Origin of the sequence: Paractinoplanes tereljensis (assembly GCF_016862435.1) — a bacterium.
Lineage (GTDB): Bacteria > Actinomycetota > Actinomycetes > Mycobacteriales > Micromonosporaceae > Actinoplanes > Actinoplanes tereljensis.
In genome coordinates, this window is sequence record NZ_BOMY01000002.1 from 426043 (window position 1) to 445031 (window position 18989).

At 72.1% G+C, this 18989-nt stretch carries 15 protein-coding genes; 7 read left to right on the forward strand and 8 right to left on the reverse strand.

Annotated elements, in window-relative coordinates:
- Positions 1-66: 66 nt before the first annotated feature.
- The 4 genes from Ate02nite_RS03255 to Ate02nite_RS03270 all read left to right on the forward strand — a co-directional run bounded on the left by Ate02nite_RS03255 (position 67) and on the right by Ate02nite_RS03270 (position 5004).
- On the forward strand, positions 67-1068 hold the full coding sequence (locus Ate02nite_RS03255) for a glycosyltransferase family 4 protein (protein WP_203798485.1): 1002 nt from the start codon (positions 67-69) through the stop codon (positions 1066-1068).
- Positions 1069-1283: 215 nt separating this feature from the next.
- Positions 1284-2438, forward strand: a complete 1155-nt coding sequence (locus tag Ate02nite_RS03260; protein ID WP_203798487.1) for a glycosyltransferase — start codon at positions 1284-1286, stop codon at positions 2436-2438.
- Positions 2435-3517: a glycosyltransferase gene (locus Ate02nite_RS03265; RefSeq protein ID WP_203798489.1), complete on the forward strand. Its 1083-nt coding sequence runs from the start codon at positions 2435-2437 to the stop codon at positions 3515-3517. The genes Ate02nite_RS03260 and Ate02nite_RS03265 overlap by 4 nt, the downstream gene beginning before the upstream one ends.
- Positions 3518-3525: 8 nt before the next feature.
- A complete protein-coding gene (locus tag Ate02nite_RS03270) occupies positions 3526-5004 on the forward strand; it encodes a glycoside hydrolase family 130 protein (RefSeq protein WP_203798490.1) in 1479 nt (492 codons plus the stop codon).
- Between the two features lie 64 nt (positions 5005-5068).
- On the opposite strand, the gene Ate02nite_RS03275 is transcribed toward Ate02nite_RS03270, so the two are convergent.
- The 3 genes from Ate02nite_RS03275 to Ate02nite_RS03285 are packed head-to-tail and all read right to left on the reverse strand — an operon-like array spanning position 5069 to position 7448.
- Positions 5069-5842, reverse strand: a complete 774-nt coding sequence (locus tag Ate02nite_RS03275; protein WP_203798491.1) for an ABC transporter permease — start codon at positions 5840-5842, stop codon at positions 5069-5071.
- Entirely contained in the window at positions 5839-6765 is a 927-nt protein-coding gene (locus tag Ate02nite_RS03280) for an ATP-binding cassette domain-containing protein (RefSeq protein ID WP_203798494.1), read from the reverse strand. Before Ate02nite_RS03280 ends, Ate02nite_RS03275 begins: the two co-directional genes overlap by 4 nt.
- Positions 6766-6776: 11 nt before the next feature.
- Positions 6777-7448 carry a DUF4097 family beta strand repeat-containing protein gene (locus tag Ate02nite_RS03285; RefSeq protein ID WP_203798496.1) on the reverse strand — a complete coding sequence of 224 codons (672 nt, stop codon included), beginning with the start codon at positions 7446-7448 and terminating at the stop codon, positions 6777-6779.
- A 192-nt stretch (positions 7449-7640) separates the two neighbouring features.
- Here Ate02nite_RS03285 and Ate02nite_RS03290 point away from each other — a divergent pair, with 192 nt between their 5' ends.
- Complete coding sequence (locus Ate02nite_RS03290) at positions 7641-8426, forward strand: GbsR/MarR family transcriptional regulator (RefSeq protein ID WP_203798498.1); 786 nt, start codon at positions 7641-7643, stop codon at positions 8424-8426.
- On the opposite strand, the gene Ate02nite_RS03295 is transcribed toward Ate02nite_RS03290, so the two are convergent.
- Positions 8365-9024 carry a response regulator transcription factor gene (locus Ate02nite_RS03295; RefSeq protein ID WP_307873268.1) on the reverse strand — a complete coding sequence of 220 codons (660 nt, stop codon included), beginning with the start codon at positions 9022-9024 and terminating at the stop codon, positions 8365-8367. The genes Ate02nite_RS03290 and Ate02nite_RS03295 overlap by 62 nt on opposite strands.
- Positions 9012-10169, reverse strand: coding sequence for a sensor histidine kinase (locus Ate02nite_RS03300; RefSeq protein ID WP_203798500.1), 1158 nt, complete (start codon positions 10167-10169; stop codon positions 9012-9014). The genes Ate02nite_RS03295 and Ate02nite_RS03300 overlap by 13 nt, the downstream gene beginning before the upstream one ends.
- Before the next feature lie 107 nt (positions 10170-10276).
- Here Ate02nite_RS03300 and Ate02nite_RS03305 point away from each other — a divergent pair, with 107 nt between their 5' ends.
- Positions 10277-10939 (forward strand): YqeB family protein, encoded by a 663-nt coding sequence (locus tag Ate02nite_RS03305; protein WP_203798502.1) that lies wholly within the window; start codon positions 10277-10279, stop codon positions 10937-10939.
- On the opposite strand, the gene Ate02nite_RS03310 is transcribed toward Ate02nite_RS03305, so the two are convergent.
- Positions 10936-11760: a methyltransferase domain-containing protein gene (locus Ate02nite_RS03310; protein WP_203798504.1), complete on the reverse strand. Its 825-nt coding sequence runs from the start codon at positions 11758-11760 to the stop codon at positions 10936-10938. The two genes, Ate02nite_RS03305 and Ate02nite_RS03310, sit on opposite strands and share 4 nt — an antisense overlap.
- Positions 11761-11873: 113 nt before the next feature.
- Here Ate02nite_RS03310 and Ate02nite_RS03315 point away from each other — a divergent pair, with 113 nt between their 5' ends.
- On the forward strand, positions 11874-13310 hold the full coding sequence (locus Ate02nite_RS03315) for a GGDEF domain-containing protein (protein WP_203798506.1): 1437 nt from the start codon (positions 11874-11876) through the stop codon (positions 13308-13310).
- Here the strand turns inward: Ate02nite_RS03315 and Ate02nite_RS03320 are convergent.
- Together Ate02nite_RS03320 and Ate02nite_RS03325 are read right to left on the reverse strand one after the other, a co-directional pair.
- On the reverse strand, positions 13307-18400 hold the full coding sequence (locus Ate02nite_RS03320; protein WP_203798509.1) for a hypothetical protein: 5094 nt from the start codon (positions 18398-18400) through the stop codon (positions 13307-13309). The genes Ate02nite_RS03315 and Ate02nite_RS03320 overlap by 4 nt on opposite strands.
- 65 nt (positions 18401-18465) lie before the next feature.
- Positions 18466-18948: a hypothetical protein gene (locus Ate02nite_RS03325; RefSeq protein WP_203798511.1), complete on the reverse strand. Its 483-nt coding sequence runs from the start codon at positions 18946-18948 to the stop codon at positions 18466-18468.
- Positions 18949-18989: the final 41 nt, after the last annotated feature.

Here is an 18989-nt window from a genome sequence, read left to right on the forward strand (position 1 = left end):
GAGAACGCCACCTTCACCGGGTCGGCATACTTACCCGGTACTAACTCCCGAAAAGGGGTATTTGTCATGAAGGTCGCGCTGCTGGGGCCGATCGCCTGGCGTACACCGCCACTGCACTACGGCCCCTGGGAACTGATCACCGGCCTGCTCGCCGAGGGGCTGGCCGCGCGCGGCATCGACGTCACCCTCTTCGCCACCCTCGACTCGGTCACCAAGGCCACCCTCGACGGGGTGATCCCCACCGGGTACTCCGAATCGCCGGATTTCGACGGCCGGGTCTGGGAGGCGCTGCACGTGTCCCACGCGCTCGCCCGCTCGGGCGAGTTCGACCTGGTGCACAACCATCTCGACTGGCTGCCGCTGGCGTTCTCCCAGCACTGCGCGGCACCGCTGCTCACCACCATCCACGGCTTCTCCGGGTCGAACATCCTGCCCGCCTACCGGCAGGCCCGGTCGCACTACGTCTCGATCTCGGATGCCGACCGGTCCCCCGACCTCACCTACTTCGCGACCGTGCACCACGGGATCGACCTTTCCGCGCTGCCGTTGTCCGCCTCCTCCTCGACCGATCTCCTCGCGTTCGGGCGAATCCATCCGGACAAGGGAACCGATCTGGCCATCGAGATCGCCCGGCGGGCCGGGCGCCGACTGATCATCTGCGGAATCGTGCAGGACGCCGAGTTCTTCGCCCGGGACGTCGAACCGCACATCGACGGCGACCGGGTCGTCTATCTCGGCTCGGTCGGACCGGATGATCGAGGGCGAATTCTCGGATCCGGGGCGGCACTGCTGCACCCGATCCGGTTCGCCGAACCGTTCGGGCTCTCGGTGGTGGAATCGATGGCCTGCGGGACGCCGGTCATCGCATACCGGAAAGGCTCGATGCCGGAAGTGGTCGACGAGGGCGTGACCGGACGCCTGGTCGCGGACGTGGACGAAGCGGTCGCCGCCGTCCTTTCGGTTTCCGAGATCGACCGGCCCGGCTGCGCCGCGCGGGCCCGGGAACGGTTCTCGGCCGACCGCATGGTTGAGGACTACCTGGGGATTTACCGGAAAATCGTCAGGTGAATCACCGCACTTGTTAACGTCGCAATGTGAATTGCACGTTAAGCGGAGCAGCGAGGCTTATTCGCGACGGTGGAGACCGTTTGCACCTGTCCCGCTGATTTCCGGGTCCGGGTAGGTCGCGAATAAGCCTCGTCCCCGAAGCACTGCAATAGTGCCTGCGCACGTGCGGTGAGTCGTGCTGCGGGGAGGCAGCCGCGGAACCAGAAAGGCCTGTCATGCCCGCCACCTATGGTTTTTTGAGTACGTACCCGCCCACACAATGCGGTTTGGCGACATTCAATGCCGCACTCGCGACCCAGCTCAATACGAGCGGTACGGCCGGGGTCGTGCGACTTCTCGCCAGCGACAACGTCAGCGGCGGAATCGAGCTCGACCGGAGCGCCCCGCGCGTCGTGCACACCTGGCACACCGACAACCCCAGTGGGTGGGCGGCGGCGGCCAACGCGCTCAACCGCTTCGACGTGGCGGTCATCCAGCACGAGTACGGGATCTACCCCGGTGACGCCGGCGCCGAGGTGCTGCCGCTGCTGCGCGCCCTGAAGGTCCCGTCGATCGTGGTGCTGCACACCGTGCTCAGCCACCCCGACCCGCTCCAGCGACAGGTCCTCGAACGCCTCGCCGCCACCGCCGACGCCCTGGTCACCATGACCGACACCGCCCGGCAGCGGCTCGTCGCCGGCTACGACCTCGACCCTCGCAAGATCGCGGTGATCCCGCACGGCGCCGGCAGCCACGACACCCTGGCCCACCGAGAAGATCATGACCGGCCGCAACTGCTCACCTGGGGGTTGCTCGGCCCCGGCAAGGGCATCGAGTGGGCGCTGCGGTCGCTCGCGCTGCTCGGCGACACCGATCCGGCGCCGGTCTACACCGTGGCCGGCCGCACCCATCCGAAGGTCCTCGAGCACTTCGGGGACGCGTACCGCGACTCGCTCAAGGCCCTGGCCGCCGCGCTCGGCGTCACCGATGCCGTCCGCTGGCTCGACGTCTACCTCGACCAGGCCGACCTGTCCCGGCTGATCTGCTCGGCCGACGTGGTGGTGCTGCCCTACGACTCGACCGAGCAGGTCACCTCGGGGGTGCTTATCGAGGCGGTCGCGGCCGGGGTGCCGGTGGTGGCGACCGAGTTCCCGCACGCGGTCGAGCTGCTGGTCGACGGGCCCGGGCTGCTGGTACCCCATCAGGATCCGGAGGCGATGGCCGCCGCCATCCGGCACGTGCTCGCCGAGCCTGGTCTGCCCGGCCGGCTCACCGGCCTCGGCGGTGGGCCGACGCTGCGCTGGCCGGCCGTGGCCGCCCGCTACCAGAACCTGGCCGGCCGCCTGCTCGCCGATCGCGCCCCGGTCGCGGCTTCGGCCGTGCCCGCATGACGGCCGGCTTGCGGCTGGTCCCGCCACCTATTCAGCTCACCGACGCGCCCGCGCCGAACTGGAACCATCTCGCCCGCCTGTCCGACGACACCGGGCTGCTCGAGCACGCGCGCAACGCCATCGTGCGGCGCGAGCACGGCTACTGCGTCGACGACGTCGGCCGCGGGCTGCTGGTGGCCAGCCGGGAGCCCCGGCCGACCGCGCAGATCGTCGGTCTCGCCGAGCGCTACCTGGCCTTTCTCACCCACGCGCAGGGGCCGGACGGCGCCTTCCGCAACCGGATGAGCTACGACCGGCACTGGACCGACGAACCCGGCCTCGGCGACTGCTGGGGACGCGCGCTGTGGGGTCTGGGCACGGCGGCGGCGCGCTCCACGGTGCCCTGGATCCGGCGCGAGGCCGGCGTCGCGTTCCGCTCGGGAGCGCGGCAACGCTCCACCTGGCCCCGGGCGATGGCGTACGCCGGACTTGGCGCCGCCGAGATGGTGCGCGCCGATCCACGGGACAGCCTGGCGTCCGCGCTGCTGGCCGACGCGGCCGCCGCCGTCGGGGTGCCCGGCCCGGACCCGGGCTGGGTGTGGCCGTCCGACGAGCTCACCTACGCCAACCCGACGATGGCCGAGGTGGTGATCGCGGCCGGCGACCTGCTCGGCGACGAGCCCCTGCTGCGTACCGGTCTGAAGATGCTGGCCTGGCTGTGCCGGGAGCAGGACAACGCCGGGCACCTGTCGGTGGTGCCGGTCGGCGGCTGGCGGGCCGACGTGCCCAAGCATCGTTTCGACCAGCAACCGATCGAGGCGGCCGCGGTGGCCGACGCTTGCGCGGCCGCATTAGCGGTCACCGGGGACGATCGGTGGGAGGAGCCCCTATTCCGGGCTATCGCTTGGTTTATCGGCGATAACGACGTGCAGACCGTCATGTATGACCCCCTAACCGGCGGATGTTATGACGGATTAACGGCAGATGGTCCTAATCTGAACCAAGGAGCCGAATCCACCCTCGCGCTTGTGTCCACGCTGCAGCACGCCCGCACGCTGGCGACCCGAAGTGCGACCCGACCCTCAGGCGGCCTAGCGTGACCGCAACGATGAACACACAGACATATGTCACCCGCCACGAGATCGTCATGCAGCCGGATGCCCGGCGCGTGGTGATCAAGCTGTTCGTGCCCGGCGAGGACGAGCAGACCGTGCACAACCGGGCCTCCAGCCTGATCGAGCGGATCCTGCAACTCGACGAGGCCGAGACCAGCCGCCTGCTCGACGACGTGCTGACCCGGTTCGCCGGCCGGCACCACGACCTGCTGTCGACCTTCCAGCACAACTACGAACTGGTGCAGCACCGGGTGCCGCCGGAGATCGAACTGTCCCCGACCGCCCGCACCCTGATCGGGGCGTACTTCAGCCATGAGTACTCGGTCGAGGCGGCGGCGCTGTGCAACCCGTCGATGGTGGCCCATCCCGACCAGGAGGGTCTGGATCCGGGCGAGTTCCGGGTGGCGATCAGCCTGCGCCAGATCGGCGAGGGGCACATCTCCTCGGTCGGGTTCTGCTCGGCGGTGATCGGTCCCGGGGAGCAGATCCGCCTGGAGGACCGGGACGGCCCGCTGGTGATCGGCCAGCGTGTCGGCGCGCAGCACTACCGCTTCCAGCTGTCGGCGGCGCTGATCGACGAGGGCATCGACAACGAGGCCGCGGCGTACGTGGTGGCCACCCTGCCCGAGCGTTACACCGACGAGGAGTTCGAGGACGTCATCGGGCACGTGCCGGCCGAACTGCTGTCCCGGCCCACCACCCAGGACACCGTCGACCGGATCCGGCACATCGTCGCCGAGGACTACGCGGTGTCGTTCCCGTGCGCGTCGCCGCTGCACCAGCGGATCATGTGGCCGACCACCCGGGCCGAGAGCAACGGCATGGAGGACGCCCGGTTCGTCCAGACCCTCGACCCGGACGGCCGTACGGCATATCAAGCCACCTACACCGCCTACGACGGCCGGCAGATCTCCGGCCGGGTCATCTTCACCCGCGACCTGCGGCACTTCGACGTGTCCCCGCTGCACGGGCCGGCCGCGCAGAACAAGGGCATGGCCCTGTTCCCGCGCTACGTCGGCGGGCGGAAGCTGGCGCTGTGCCGGTCCGACGGCGAGACCCTGGGGCTGAGCGTCCGCGACGAGCAGCACCGGTGGCAGCAGGCCGTTCCGCTGCTGGTGCCGCACCGGGGCTGGGACCTGATCCAGGTGGGCAACTGCGGTTCCCCGCTGGAGACCGAACAGGGCTGGCTGGTGCTGACCCACGGCGTGGGCCCGATGCGCCGTTACTCGCTCGGTGCCATGCTGCTGGACTTGGAGAACCCCGAGCGGGTGGTCGCCGACCTGCCGGACGGCCTGCTCGACCCGGACGACGTGGAGCGCGAGGGCTATGTGCCGAACGTTCTCTACTCCTGCGGCGGCCTGATTCAGGACGGCCGGCTGTGGCTGCCGTACGGGGCCAGTGACGTGCGGGTGGGTTTCGCCAGCGTCGCCCTCGACCAGCTGCTGAGCCGGATGGTGCCCACCGGGTACTGAACTTGGTAACGCACGGACAGGGCCGCCCGACCCGTAGGTCGAGCGGCCCTGTTCGGCGTACCCATCAGGCCTTGTTGAAAATGCTCTTGGCCCAGAGGTAGGAGACCAGCGCGATCCCGGCGCACCAGGCGATCGCGATGACGGCGCTGTTGCCGATCGGGGTGCCGAGCAGGAGGCCCCGGATGGTTTCCATGATCGGGGTGAAGGGCTGGTATTCGGCGAACCAGCGCAGCACCGTGGGCATCGAGTCGGTGGGGACGAAGCCGCTGCCCAGGAACGGCAGCAGGAGCAGCGGCATCGGGGCGTTGCCGGCCGCCTCGGGGGTCGGCGACTTCAGTCCGAGGGCGACCGACAGCCAGCTGATGGCCAGCGCGAACAGGGTGAGCAGGCCGATGGCGGCCAGCCATTCGATCGGGTTGGCGTTCGGCCGGAAGCCGATCGCCAGGGCGATCAGGACCAGCGCGGCCATGCTCAGCAGCTGCTGGATGACGCTGCCGGCGACATGACCGGTGAGGACCGAGGCGCGGGAGATCCGCATCGTCCGGAAGCGGGCGATGATCCCCTCGGTCATGTCGGTGGCCACCATGACGGCGGTGCCGGTCGCGGCCGTGGCCGCCGTCATGAGCAGGATGCCGGGGACGATGTAGTTGACGTAACCGGCCCGTCCGCCCCCGATGCCCGCGCCGAGCGCGCCGCCCAGCACGAAGACGAACAGCAGCAGGATGATGACCGGCGTGATGATCAGCTGCACGGTCATCGCCGGATATCGGATCAGGCGCTTGAGCTGACGCCTGACCATGGTGGACGAGTCGCGGGTGGCGAGGGCGAGGGTGGTCATCGGTTTGCCTCCGTCAGAGTCAGGAAAACGTCATCCAGGTCAGGGGTGTGCACGCTCATCGAGTCGATGTCGATGTCGTTCTGGTCCAGTCGCGCCAGTAGCTCGCGGATCGACTTGACGCCGCCGTCGCTCGGCACCTGCAGGGTGAGCGCCTCCGGATCGGCGACCGCCGCCGGCAGCAGGGATTTGGCCTCGTCGAGCAGGTGCGGGTCGGTGAAGGTGAGCTCGATGTGGCCGCCCGGGATGCGCCGCTTGAGTTCCTCGGCGGTGCCCTCGGCGATCAGCCGGCCGTGGTCGAGCAGAACGATCCGGTCGGCGAGCTGATCGGCCTCCTCCAGGTACTGCGTGGTGAGGAAGATGGTGACGCCGCCCGCCACCAGCTCCCGGACGATCCGCCACATCTCCCGGCGGCTGCGCGGGTCGAGGCCGGTGGTCGGCTCGTCCAGGAAGATCAGCCGGGGGTCGCCGACCAGGGTCATCGCCAGGTCGAGCCGGCGTTGCATGCCGCCGGAGTAGGTCGAGGCCGGCTTACCGGCCGCCTCGACCAGATCGAAGCGTTCGAGCAGTTCGGCGGCCTTGCGCCTGCCCTCGGCCCGGGACAGGTGCTTGAGGTCGGCCATCAGGAGCAGGTTCTCCTCGCCGGTGAGCAGCTTGTCGACCGCCGAGTACTGGCCGGTCACCCCGATCGCGCCGCGCACGTCGTCGGGGCGGGCGGCCAGGTCGTGGCCGGCGACGGTGACCGTGCCGCCGTCCGGCGCGATCAGGGTGGACAGGATCTGGACGGTGGTGGTCTTGCCGGCCCCGTTCGGGCCGAGGAGGGCGAAGATCGTTCCCTCGGTGACGGCCAGGTCGATGCCGTCGAGCACGACCTTGTCGCCGTAGGACTTACGCAGCCCGTTCGCCGCGATGGCCAGGTTGGTCATGTCGGGCCTCCTTAGTTGCTGCGGGCGGCGATGTCGCCGACCGTGGTGGTCGCGTGGATGGCGAGCTGGGCGGCGGCGCCCTCGGTGTTCGTCAGCTCGTTGTGGATCCGGCCGAGCGTGGTGCCGGCGTCCAGCGACGCCGAGGAACCGGCGGCGGCACCGACCGAGATCTCGCCGGCCTCGGTGCGCAGCACGACCGTGCCGCGAACCGCCTCGGCGATCCGGATGTCGCCCTTGCTGGTGCGGATCTCGGCGGGGCCGGTGAGCCGGCCGACCTCGACGTCGCCGGCGACGGTGGTGAGGCGGATGCTCGCGGCCTCGTCGATCTTGATGGGGCCGTGCGCGCTCTCGTAGGCGAGGTCGCCGAGCCGGCCGGCCACCCGGAACTCGGCGCTGGCCGCCTTGGCCTCGACCCGGGAGCCGGTGGGCAGCTGGACCGTCACCTCGATGGCGCCGGACGGGCCGAAGAGCTGGTTCTTGGCGACCGCCTCGATCCGGAGGACGCCGTCGGCGTACTCGACCCGGGTCTCTTCGGCGACCTTCAGGTCGCGGGCCTTGGTGGCGTCGGCGGGCAGAACCTCGACCACGGTGTCGGGCCGGTCGGCGGCGATGAACCGGATGCGTCCGGCCGGGATGTCGAGGATGGCGGCGATCGGAGCGGGGGTTGCGAAGTCGTTTCTCATACCGGAAACGCTACGTTGCGTTCACGATTCACTCAAGATAGTTGTTGCAAGCAAAACTTATCCTTGCAGCTCAGATGCTATATATCGTTGCACCTGGATACTTACAATGCAACGACCGCCCTTGCCGCTGTTGCAATGGCCTGGAAGTGAACGCTATGCTGAGGTCCTTCGAGGAGCACTGTGGAGGACCTGATGCCGGGAGGCAGACTCACCCAGCCGGAACGCCAGCAGATCGCGCTGGGGCTGGCCGACGGGCTCCCCTACGCGGAGATCGCCCGGCGCATCGACCGGCCCACCTCGACGGTCACGCGCGAGGTGATGCGCAACGGCGGCCCCACCGCCTACCGCGCCGAGCTGGCCCACCACGCCACCGAACGCCGCACCCACCGGCGGAAGCAGTCGGCGGGCCGGGGGCCGTCGGCGTCGGTGCAGCCCGACGGACGCGACGCCGAGGCGGTGCGGGCCTACGAGGAGGTGTTCACGACGGTCATCATGGCGGCGGGCACGCCCCGGATGATGGCCCGGGTGCAGGCCTGCCTCTACACCACCGACACCGGCAGCCTCACCGCGGCCGAGCTGGTCCAGCGCCTGCAGGTGAGCCCGGCGTCGATCTCGAAGGCGGTCGCGTTCCTGGAGAGCCAGGGCCTGATCCGCCGCGAGCGCGACGAGCGCCGCCGCGACCTCTACGTGGTCGACGACGACATCTGGTACCAAGCGATGATCGCCAGTGCCCAGTCGACTGCCGCGATCATCGAAATCGCCCGGCAGGGCGTGGGCGTCCTCGGCCCCGACACCCCGGCCGCCGCCCGCCTGGAGAACATCGCCCGCTTCCTCGACTTCGTCAGCGAGAGCATCGCCCGCGCCGCCGAGCAGGCCCGCGAGCTGCTGCACGCCTCCCCGATCGAAAGCGCCGCCCCTATCGAGAGCGCAGCACCAGAACCGCCAGCTGGACCCGGTTCGACAGGTCGAGTTTCGTGAAAATGCGGGTCAGGTAGGCCTTCACCGTCGGCGTGCTCATCAGCAGCTCGCCGCCGATCTCCTGGTTGGTGCGGCCGTCGGCGATCAGCTCGGCGACGCCGCGCTCGCTGGGCGTCAGTTGGGTCAGGGCCGCCCGCGCGCGGTCTCGGGCCGGGTCTTCCACGCCGGCCGCGGCCAGCCCCATCACCTGCCGCAGCACCGTCGAGGTGAACATCGGCTCGCCGGCTGCGGCCCGGCAGATCGCCCGGGCGATGTCGGCCGGTGGCTCGTGCTTGAGCAGGAACCCGCATGCCCCGACCTGCATGGCCCGCCGCACGTGCTCATCGGTGTCGAAAGTGGTCAGCACCAGCACCTCGGGCGCGTCCCGCCGACGGCGCAGGTCGGCGGTGGCGGTGAGCCCGTCCATCCCCGGCATCCGGATGTCCATCAGCACGACCTCGGGCCGGAAGGTGTTGACCGCGGCGGCCACCTCGGTGCCGTCCGAGATCGCCCCGACCACCTCGATCTCGTCGAAGGCCCCGAGCATCATCGCCAGCCCCTGCCGGACCATCGCGTCGTCGTCCACGATGAGCACCCGCACGGCCTTCAGGTCTGCCACGGCAGCCAGGCCTTCACGTCGAACTCGCCGGTGGGGGTCGGCCCGTGCTCCAGATCGCCGCCGGCCAGCTGCACCCGCTCCCGCATCCCGACCAGGCCCGCGCCGGCCCCGGGAATCGTCCCCACCGCCTTGCGCGGCGGGCCCGCGTGGTGCCAGCCGAGGTCGTTGACCACCCGCACCGACAGACCTTTCAGGTGGATCACGTCGACGTCGACCCGGACCGCGGCGCCCGGCGCGTGCTTGAGCGCGTTGGTCAGCGCCTCCTGAACGATCCGGTAGGCGTGCCGCCCGGTCTGGTCGGGCACCTCGCCGGAGTCGTCATTCCCGCCGGTCAGCGACAGGCTGACCTCGGCACCGGCCTCGCGGGATCGCTCCACCAGCGCCGGCACGTCGCCGAGCGTCGGCAGCGGGCGGTCGAGCGCCGGGGCGCGCAGCGTGCCGAGCACGGTGCGGAGGTCTTCCAGGGCGTCGTGCGCGCACTGCCGGATCACGCCGGCCGCCTGCCGCTCGTCGTCGTCGGCGTCGCGGCGCACCGACAGCGCCCCGGCGTGCACCGCCAGCAGCGAGATGCGGTGGGCGAGCACGTCGTGCATCTCGCGGGCGATCTGCTCGCGCTCGGCGTGCCGGGCCTGCTCGATCCGCAGCCGCTGCCCCTCCTCGGCCTGCCGGACCCGCTCGGCCCAGGAGGCGACCAGTTGCCGCTGCGCCCGGATCACCATGGCCACCGCGACCAGGCTGACGTGCATCAACACCAGGAAGGCGACGGATTCGTAGTATTCCTGGGTCGGGCCCAGCACCAGCCCGTAGATCACGGCGGTGGCGGTGGCGTGCAGGGCGGCCAGCGCGATCGCGAACCGGGCCGGGCGGTGCAGGGCCACCGCGAACAACGCGACCGGGGTGGCGCCCATCGGCATGCCGAGCAGGATGCCGATCGGGAGGAGGAACAGGGTCAGCGCCACCGGGTGCCGACGGCGGAACAGCACCAGGCCGGCGAAGGACACCACCGCCGCGGCCGCCTCGAGGGCGATCGGGGCGCCGTCGCTCTCCGACGCCGAGTTGGCGACGAACAACAGCCCGAGCAGCATGGCGAGCAGGGCCAGACCGATCTCCAGCAGCCAGGATCTGAGCGGCAGTCGCGGCAACATGCTTCGACGCTACCGGCGGGCGGGCGCGACGGGCAGTCGACTTTGGTCTATCGAGCATCGCCTTGAGTCGGTATCGCGACGGCTCGCCGCCGGCGAAAACTCGGACCGTGTTCGAACAGACGACGATCGTGCCGACACCCTGGTGGGCCCGGGCCCTCGGGTGGCTCGGCCTTCCGCTGACCGGCGGCGGGCTGCTCCTGCTGATCGTGCGAGTGGCCGGGTGGCTTCCGCTGCCCGGCCCGTTCGCCCTGATCCGCGAGCTGCCCACGACCGCGGCGGCGACGGTGGCGGTGGCCATCGGCGTGTTGCTCGGCCTGGTGCTGGCCGTGTTCGTCGACCGCGAGTCGCTCACCGTCCGGATCGGCCCGGCCGAGGTCGTGCTGTCCCGTCCCGGTTCGGCGTGCAGCGTGCCGCGCGGCGAGGTCGCCGTCGCCTTCCCCGACCGGGAGCAACTCGTCCTGCTCGGCCGCACCGGTCGCGAACTGGCCCGCGAGCCGTGCCACCTGTCCGCCCGGCGGCTGCGCGCCGCGTTCACCGAGCGCGGCATCGCCTGGGCCGACCAGGACCCCTACCTCTCGTCCTATCGCCGCTGGGTGCCCGGCCTGCCGGAGATCCCGGCCACCGCGCACGCCCTGTTCGCCGCCCGGCAGGCGGCCGTCAAATCCGGCGACGAGAGCGACCAGCGGGAGCTGCGCACCGAGCTCGGCCACCTCGGCTACGTCATCCGCGACGACCACAAACGGCAGTACTGGCGGCAGGCCGACGGTTAGGACACCGTGCCGGCGACAACCCAGATGGTCAGGACGGCCAGGAAGTCGCCGCGGGAGCCGGCCGCGTCGACGTGCGAGAACCAGTTGTCGCGGACACCCGGCGGGGTGGTCCAGGCCTCGACCGGCACCATCGGGTTGACCATGGGCAGCACCACCCCGGCCGAGTCAGGGTCGCCGAACAGGCAGGTCACCGGGGTGGCGGTGACGTCGGTGAGGTGCGCGTCGACCAGCCGGCGCCGCAGGGTGCGACCCATGTCGTGCTGCCTCGGGGTGAGCCGGCCGTGCATGTCGGCCACGATCGTCGCGGCCAGCCGGGCCGGCACGCCGTCGAAGGCCAGCGACTCCCAGTCGGTGTCGATCAGGCAGATCCGGCCGCCGGGCCGGGTCACCCGGATCAGCTCGGCGATGGCCGCGTCGGCGTCGTCGACGTGCTGCAGCACCCGCTCGCACCAGACCCCGTCGAAGCTGTCGCTGGGCAGCCGCATCGCGGAGACGTCGCCGGTCATGTAACGCACGTTGCTGCCGTCGTGCCGCTGCAACGCGGCCGCGATGGTGGCCGCCGAGTAATCCAGCGCGATCACCTCGCCGCCGGTGCCCACCTGCGCGGCGAGCCACCGGGACACGTCCCCGGCGCCGGAGCCCGCGTCGAGCAGCCGGCCGCCCGGCTGCGGTCGCAGCGCCTCCATCGCGGTGCGGCGCACCCGCCTGATCTCCGGATGGCGGCCCATCGCGTCGAGCGCGGCGAGGAGCATCGCCGTCATCTCCCTGGGCTGGCTGTCCAGGTCGGCGAAGGGGGTGCGTTCCATCTGCGCGGGCTTCATGAGGCAAATGCTTGCGCACCCGCAAGCCTTTTCGCGGGCAGCGGTCACTCATCCGACAGGAAGGATCACTACATGCCACTCAGGTTCGGCACAGTTCGACCGAAGAATGCTCGGTGTGGAAATGGCGGTCGTGGCTGGCGGACGGGAGCCTCAAGCGAATCCGGCTGGTGGCGCTCGTCGTCGCCGGGCTCGCGCTGCTCACCCAGCTGGGCCAGCTCGGTAACGGGCTGCGCTCCCCGGAGTACGTCCGGCTCTCCGGCGCCAGCATCGTCCTGATCCTCCTGCTGCTGCTCGCCGCCTATCGGCGCGGCCGGGCCACCTGGTGGAGCACGATCCCGGTCCCGGTCCTGGTCGCCGTCGGTGCCTCGGGCCTGAAGGATCCGGTGGCCGGCACCGCCATCGCCCTCGCGGCGACGGTCGTCCTGTCGCTGTACGGTTCGACCAAACTCTGGCTGGTGCGGGTCCTGGGCGCGCTGATCGCCGTCCCGGCGGCGCTGGCGATCTCCCCGCTCTCCGGCGACCGGGTGATGACCTGGAACTCCCCCACCGTGCTCGGCATCCTGCCGCAGATCCTGCTGATGGCGGTGCTGACCCGGGGCATCTACCAGTCGTTGCGCCGCCAGGAACGCACCGCCGCCCGGGAGTCGCTGCTGGCCCGGGCCGGGCTCGCGATGCTCGGGGTCACCGACGTCGAGCAGGTCCGCGAGGTGGGCCGGCGCACCGCCGGTGCCCTGGTCGCCCTCACTCCCGACGTCACCATGCTGGTGCTGCGCCGGCATCTCGGCGGGCTCGTGGTGAGCACGGCCGCCGGTGCGCCGGACGGCCTCCGCGGCCGCCGCCTCGGCATCGAGGTGATCGCCGACCCGGCCACCTTCGCCGAGCTGATGCCCGGCTTCGGCGAGTGGCACATCGACTCGCTGGGTGCCGACCCGGACACCGCCGAGGTCTACATCGCGGTCGGCAGCCGGCGGCCGGTCGCCTCCGACGTGCTGGACGCCTTCCGCAACCTGTCGCACCAGGTCGTGCTGGCCGAGAACGGCTGCCACACGCACGCCGAACTGGAACACCGGGCCCACCACGACGAGCTGACCGCGTTGCCGACCCGGGCGAAGTTCATGCGGGCCATCGCCGACGCGCTCAACTGCGACCCCGGCGGCACGGTCGCCCTGCTGAACGTCGACCTGGACGACTTCAAGCAGGTCAACGACGGCCACGGCCACTCCGCCGGGGACGAGCTGCTGGTCGAGGTGGCGGCCCGGCTGACGGCCGTCGCGCGGGGTCGCGGACTGGCCGCCCGGTACGGCGGTGACGAGTTCGCGGTGCTGCTCACCGACCTGTCCGGGCCCGCCGAGGCGGACGAGATCGCCGGCCGGCTCTGCGCCGACCTGGCCGTGCCGATGGTGCTGACGGCGACCACCGTGACGGTCGGGGCCAGCGTGGGCGTCGCGATGGCCGCGCCCGGCATCACGGTGGCCGAGCTGACCCACCGCGCCGACGTCGCCATGTACGCCGCCAAGGCGGCCGGCAAGAACCGCGCGGTGGCGGCCTAAGCCGTGCGTTCGGTCAGGCAGCGGCGCAGGTAGCGGGCGCTCGCGGTGTTGCCGTGTTCGGCCAGCCAGGCGTTCGCCACCGCGACCACCTCGGCGGCCTGGTCGGCCGGCAGGTCACGGCGCAGCAGCGGCTGCAGCACGAACGACGCGGTCCGGGTGCGGCCGTACGGCTTCAGCCAGGCCATCGCGGCGGAGACGGCGACGTCGTTCTGCTCGGCGGGCAGGTCGCGCTCCAGGAGGACCTGCAGGACGTACGACGCGGTCTGGGTGTCGCCGTGCCGGCGCAGCCAGGCGAACGCGACCGCGACCAGTTCGCCGGCCTGGGCGTCCGACACCTCCCGGCGGAAGAGCGACTGCAGCATGAACCGCGCGTTCGGCGCGCCGCCGTACGCCCGCAGCCAGGCCAGTGCCGCCTCGACCGCGATGGCGGCCTGGTCCGGCGTCAGCTCACGCTGCAGGAGCGGCTGCAGCACGAAGCCGACCTCGGGGATGCCGCCGAAGTCGCCGAGCCAGACGAACCCGGCCGCGACCGCCTCGGCGGCCTGCTCGGCGGGCAGATCCGCGCGACCCAGCAGGGCGCGCAGCACGAAGCGGGCCTCGGCGGTGGTGCCGTTCGCCCGCAGCCAGGTGAGGGTGGCGGCGACCGCCGCGGTGGCCTGGTCGCCGGACAGCTTGCGGCGCAGGAACGGCTGGAGCACGAACGACGCGGTGGGGGTGTCGCCGTGCCGGTCGAGCCAGGCCACGGCGGCCGCGACGACCTCGGCGGCCTGCTCGTCGGAGAGGGCCCGGCGCAGGAGCGATTGCAGCAGGAAGCGGGCGTTCGGGGCGCCGCCGTGTTCCCGCAACCAGCCGAGGCCGGTCGCGACCACGGCGGCAGCCTGCTCGGCGGGCAGGTCACGCAGGGCCAGCGGCTGGAGCACGAACCCCGCCTCGGCGATGGTGCCGTGCTCGGCCAGCCAGCCGAAGCCGGCGGCGACCGCGTCGGCGGCCTGGTCCGGCGGCAGTTCCCGGCCGAGCAGGGCACGCAACACGAAACGCGCCTCGGCGGTGCGGCCGTACCGCCCGAGCCAGGCCAGGGTGGCGGCGACCGCCCCGGCGGCCTGGCCGGGGCTCAGGTTGTCGCGGCCGAGCAGCTCGGGCAGCACGAACCCGGTCTCCGGCGTGCTGCCGTGCTCGCGCAGCCAGGTGAAGGTGACGGCGACCGCCTCCGACACGTCGTCGCGGCCGAGCACGGCCCGCAGCACGAAGCGGGCCTCCGGCGTGCTGCCGTGCCGCTGCAGCCAGGCCAGGGTGGCGGCGACCGCCTCGGTGGCCTGGGCGTCGGTCAGGTCGGCCCGGCCGAGCAGCTCGGGCAGCACGAAACGGGCCTCCGAGGTGCCGCCGTGCTGCCGTAGCCAGTCGACGGCGCCGGTGACCGCGATGGCGGCCTGATCGGCGCGCAGGTCGGCCCGGCCCAGCACCGCGCGCAGCACGAACTGGGCCTCGGTGATCGCGCTGTGCTCGCCCAGCCAACCGAAGGCGGCCGCGATCGCGGCGGCGGCCTGCTCCGGCGGAAGGTCGCGGCGCAGCAGCGATTGCAGCACGAACGACGCGGTCGGGGTAAGACCGTGCACCCCCAGCCAGGTCAGGGTGCCGGCGACGACCTCGGCGGACCGGTCGGCCGGCAGCTCCCGGCGCAGGAGCGCGTGCAGGACGAAGCGCGCGTTCGGGGCGGTGCCGTACTCCGGCAGCCAGCCGAAGGCCACCTCGACCGCGTGCGCCACCTGCTCGGCCGGCAGGTCGCCACCCACCAGCGCGGGCAGCAGGAAACCGGCCTCGGCGGTGCGGCCGTACTCGTCCAGCCAGTGAAAGGCGGCGGTGATCGCGGCGGCGGCCTGCTCGGGTGGCAGCGGCCGGGCCAGCAGCTCGGGCAGCAGGAAGCCGGCCCCGGGAACGGTGGCGTAATTGCGGAGCCAGGTGAACGCGGCGGCGATCGCCGCGGCCGCCGGCTCGGGCGGCAGGTCGTCGCGGCCGAGCACGGCCCGCAGCACGAAATCGGCGGTCGGGGTGGCGCCGTGCCGCTGCAGCCAGGCGAGAGCGGCGAAGACGGCCACGGCGGCCTGCTCGGGTGGCAGGGCGCGGCCCAGCACCGCGCGCAGCACGAACTGCGCCTCGGGGATGGCGCCGTGCCGCTGCAGCCAGGCCAGCGCGGGAGCGACCGCCTGGTCGGCGGGCAGGTCGCGGCCCAGCACCGCGCGGAGCACGAACCCGGCCTCGGGGATGGTGCCGTGCGCCTCGAGCCAGGCCAGGGCGGCGGCGACCGCGTCGACGACCTGGTCGCCGGGCAGGTCGCAACCGAGCAGCTCGGGCAGCACGAACCCGGCCTCCGGCGTGCGGCCGTGCTCGGCCAGCCAGGCGAAGGCGGCGGCCACCACCTCGGGTGCCCCGTCCCGGCCGAGCAGGGCGCGCAGCACGAAGTCGGCGGTCGGGGTGGTGCCGTACTCCTGGAGCCAGCCGAGAGCGGCGGTGACCACCACCGCGGCCTGCTCGGCCGGCAGGTCCCGGCCCAGCACCGCGCGCAGGACGTAGTCGGCGGTGGGCGTGGTGCCGTACTCCTGGAGCCAGTCGAGGGCAACGGTGACCACCACCGCGGCCTGCTCGGCCGGCAGGTGGCGGCCGAGCAGCTCGGGCAGCACGAAGCCGGCCTCCGGCGTGCCGCCGTGCCGGCCCAGCCAGGTGAAGGCCAGGGCGACCGCCTCGGGTGCCTCGTCCCGGCCGAGCACGGCCCGCAGCACGAAGTCGGCGGTCGGGGTGGTGCCGTACTCCCGGAGCCAGCCGAGCGCGGCCGCGACCACCACGGCGGCCTGCTCCGGCGGCAGGTCCCGGCTCAGGACCGCGCGCAGCACGAAGCGGGCGTCCAGGGTGGTGCCGTGTTTCTGCAGCCAGGCGAGCGTGGCGGTGACCGCGACGGCGGCCTGCTCGGCGGACAGGTCGCGGCCCAGCAGCTCGGGCAGCACGAACTGGGCCTCGGCGAGCGTGCTGAAGTCCCGCAGCCAGGTGAAGGTGGCGGCCAGCGCGACCGTGGCCTGCTCGGCCGAGAGCGCCCGGCCGAGCACGGCGTGCAGCACGAACTGCGCCTCGGCGACCGCCCCGAACTCGTGCAGCCAGACGAAGGCGGCCGCCACCGCCACCGCGGCGTCGTCGGCGGGCAGATCGCGGCCCAGCAGCTCGGGCAGCACGAACCCGGCCTCGGGCGTGATGCCGTAATCCAGCAGCCAGGTGAAGGCGGCGGCGACGCCGGCCGCGGCCTCGTCGGCCGGCAGGTCCCGGCCCAGCACGGCACGCAGGACGAAGCGGGATTCCGAGGTGGTGCCCTGCTGCTCCAGCCAGTTGAGCGCGTGGCCGGCCGCAGTGGCGACCTGTGCCGGGGTGAGCGACGCGTTCAGCAGCAGCGACGGCAGGACGAACTGGGCCGTCGGCGTACCGCCGTGCCGCTGGACCCAGGCGAACGCGTACCGGATCACCGCGTCGGTGCGCTCGTCGGCGGCGCGGTCCAGCAGCGGCCGCAGGATGAAGGTCGCCTCCAGCCGGTTGTGGTGGATCGCCAGCCAGATCATCGACTCGTCGATGAACCGGTCGGTGGAGACGTTCGCCCGCAGGCCCTTGTAGAGCAGGTGCCGGGCGGGCAGCGAGCGGGCGTGCTCGGCCAGCCAGGGTGCGACGATGCGATCCCAGTGGCTCACCGCGACCGGCGACCAGGACGGGTTGTCCATCACGGCGCCGAGCGCGTACGCGCCCTCGTCCTGTTCCCGGGCCAGCAGCGCGCCGACCGCGTCCGCGTGGTGCTCCAGCCAGTGGCCGCAGCACGCCTGCAGCGGCACGGCCCGATTTTCCAGGGCCAGGTCGCGCATCACCCGGCCGAGGTTCGTCGCGTACCGCCCGATCGTGCGGCCCCGGGTCAGGCAGGCGCCGAGGATGTCGTCGGCGGCCGCGGCCCGCACCAGCCCGCTTCCCGGGCGGTGGAAGGCTCGGTCGACAAGCTGGTCGGTGACCGAGTCGTGCACCGAGGCGTACTCGCCGGACTCGGCGACCAGCCAGCCCATCCGGCTCATGATCTCGAAGAGGTGCTCGGCGTCGCCGTCGCCGGTGTCGGACACGGCGTTGCCGCAGGCGATCAGGTTGTCCCGGGGCTGCGGCCCGCCGACGGCCATGGCCACACAGGCCCGCAGGCGTACGTCCAATTGCGGGCCACCACCGCGCGGCGCCAGCAACTCGTCCTCGGCCAGCCGCCGGTTGAGCCAGTCCACCAGGTCGCCGGGCCGGATGCCGGCCAGCACCCGCTGCAGGGTCCCGGCTTTCGCCCGGATCTCGGCCTCGATCGCCACCAGCATCGCGATGATCGGCCGGGTGCCACAGAGCTGAAGCAGGCTCTGCGGGTCCACCGTGGTCATCGCGGTGGGCGCCAGCGATCGGACGATCTGGTCGCGGATCTGAACCATTCGGGTCTCGTCCGGGTCCAGACCGGCGACCTCGAACAGGCGATTGATCGGGACCTCGGTATTCAGGTACCACCCCGGGCGCACCGACGCGAGCAGGGCGACGTGCATCCCGTCCCGGCGGGCGTCCGGCAGCACCTGCTGGTAGAGCCCGACCGGGTCGAGGCCGGTGCAGTCGTTCAGGTAGTCCAGGATCAGCAGGGTGCGCTCGGAGCCCAGCGCGTGCAGCGCGTTGGTCAGGTCGGCGTTGGTGACCAGCGGTTCACCGGCCTTGACGTGCAGCACCGTCCACCCGGCCGCGACGGCCAGGGCGCCGACCTCGAAACAGGTGCGGGTCTTGCCGGTGCCGGCCGCCCCGACCAGCAGGATGCCGCGCTGGTCGGCGGTCGTCCCGAGGCGTTCGAGGCCGAGCCGCTCGATGAGGCGATCGGGGTGGGTGATCGCGTCGTCCGGCGGCGGCACGAAGGGCAGGCAGTCGTCGCGCAGGTTGCGGCGCAGGCCGTCCAGGGCGGCCACCTCGTCGGCGTGCGACACGATGCCGGAGCGCGGCCAGGACGCGGCCGGCGGCCCGGCATAGGCGTGGTAGTGCAGCTCCTGGATGCTCTGCGCGGCCACCGAGTTGTTGTCGGCGGCGAAGCTGGTGGGAGAGGGCGACGCGGCGGACGGCGCGCCGGGTGCGGTCAGTCGCCTTGCCGCCCCGGCTTGGAGGGGTCCGCCGGGGGGACACCGAGCGTCACGTTACCCATCGTCAACGCGGCGGCGCTGCCCTGCGTGGCCCGGATGTCGACATTGCCGCCCACCGCGACACTGCGCGTGCCGACGGCGGTCGCGGTGCCCGCCATCGCCGGGTGTCTCGCCAGCTCATCAAGCAGTTCCTGGAGGGCCGGGGCGGCTTCCGGCTGCTCTTCCAGGAGGTCCTGGAGCCGGGTCGTCCACACCTGGGTCTGCCGCTCGCGGAGCTGCTCGAGCTGATCGGCCGGGGCCGCGACCAACTGCGCGCGGGTGTCCTCCAGGCGTGCTTCGAGGACCGTCACCTGCTTCGTGTCTCTTCCGAACAAGCGCGCGACGCGATCCTTGGCCGTGTTCCAGATGTCGGTCGCAGCGGCTTCGACCAGCGCGGTGCCGCCGGCGGCCCCCAGGGCGATCAGTGTCTCAGTCAGCATCGGACCTCCATAGTGACCATAGCCGGGTGCCGCCAGCCACG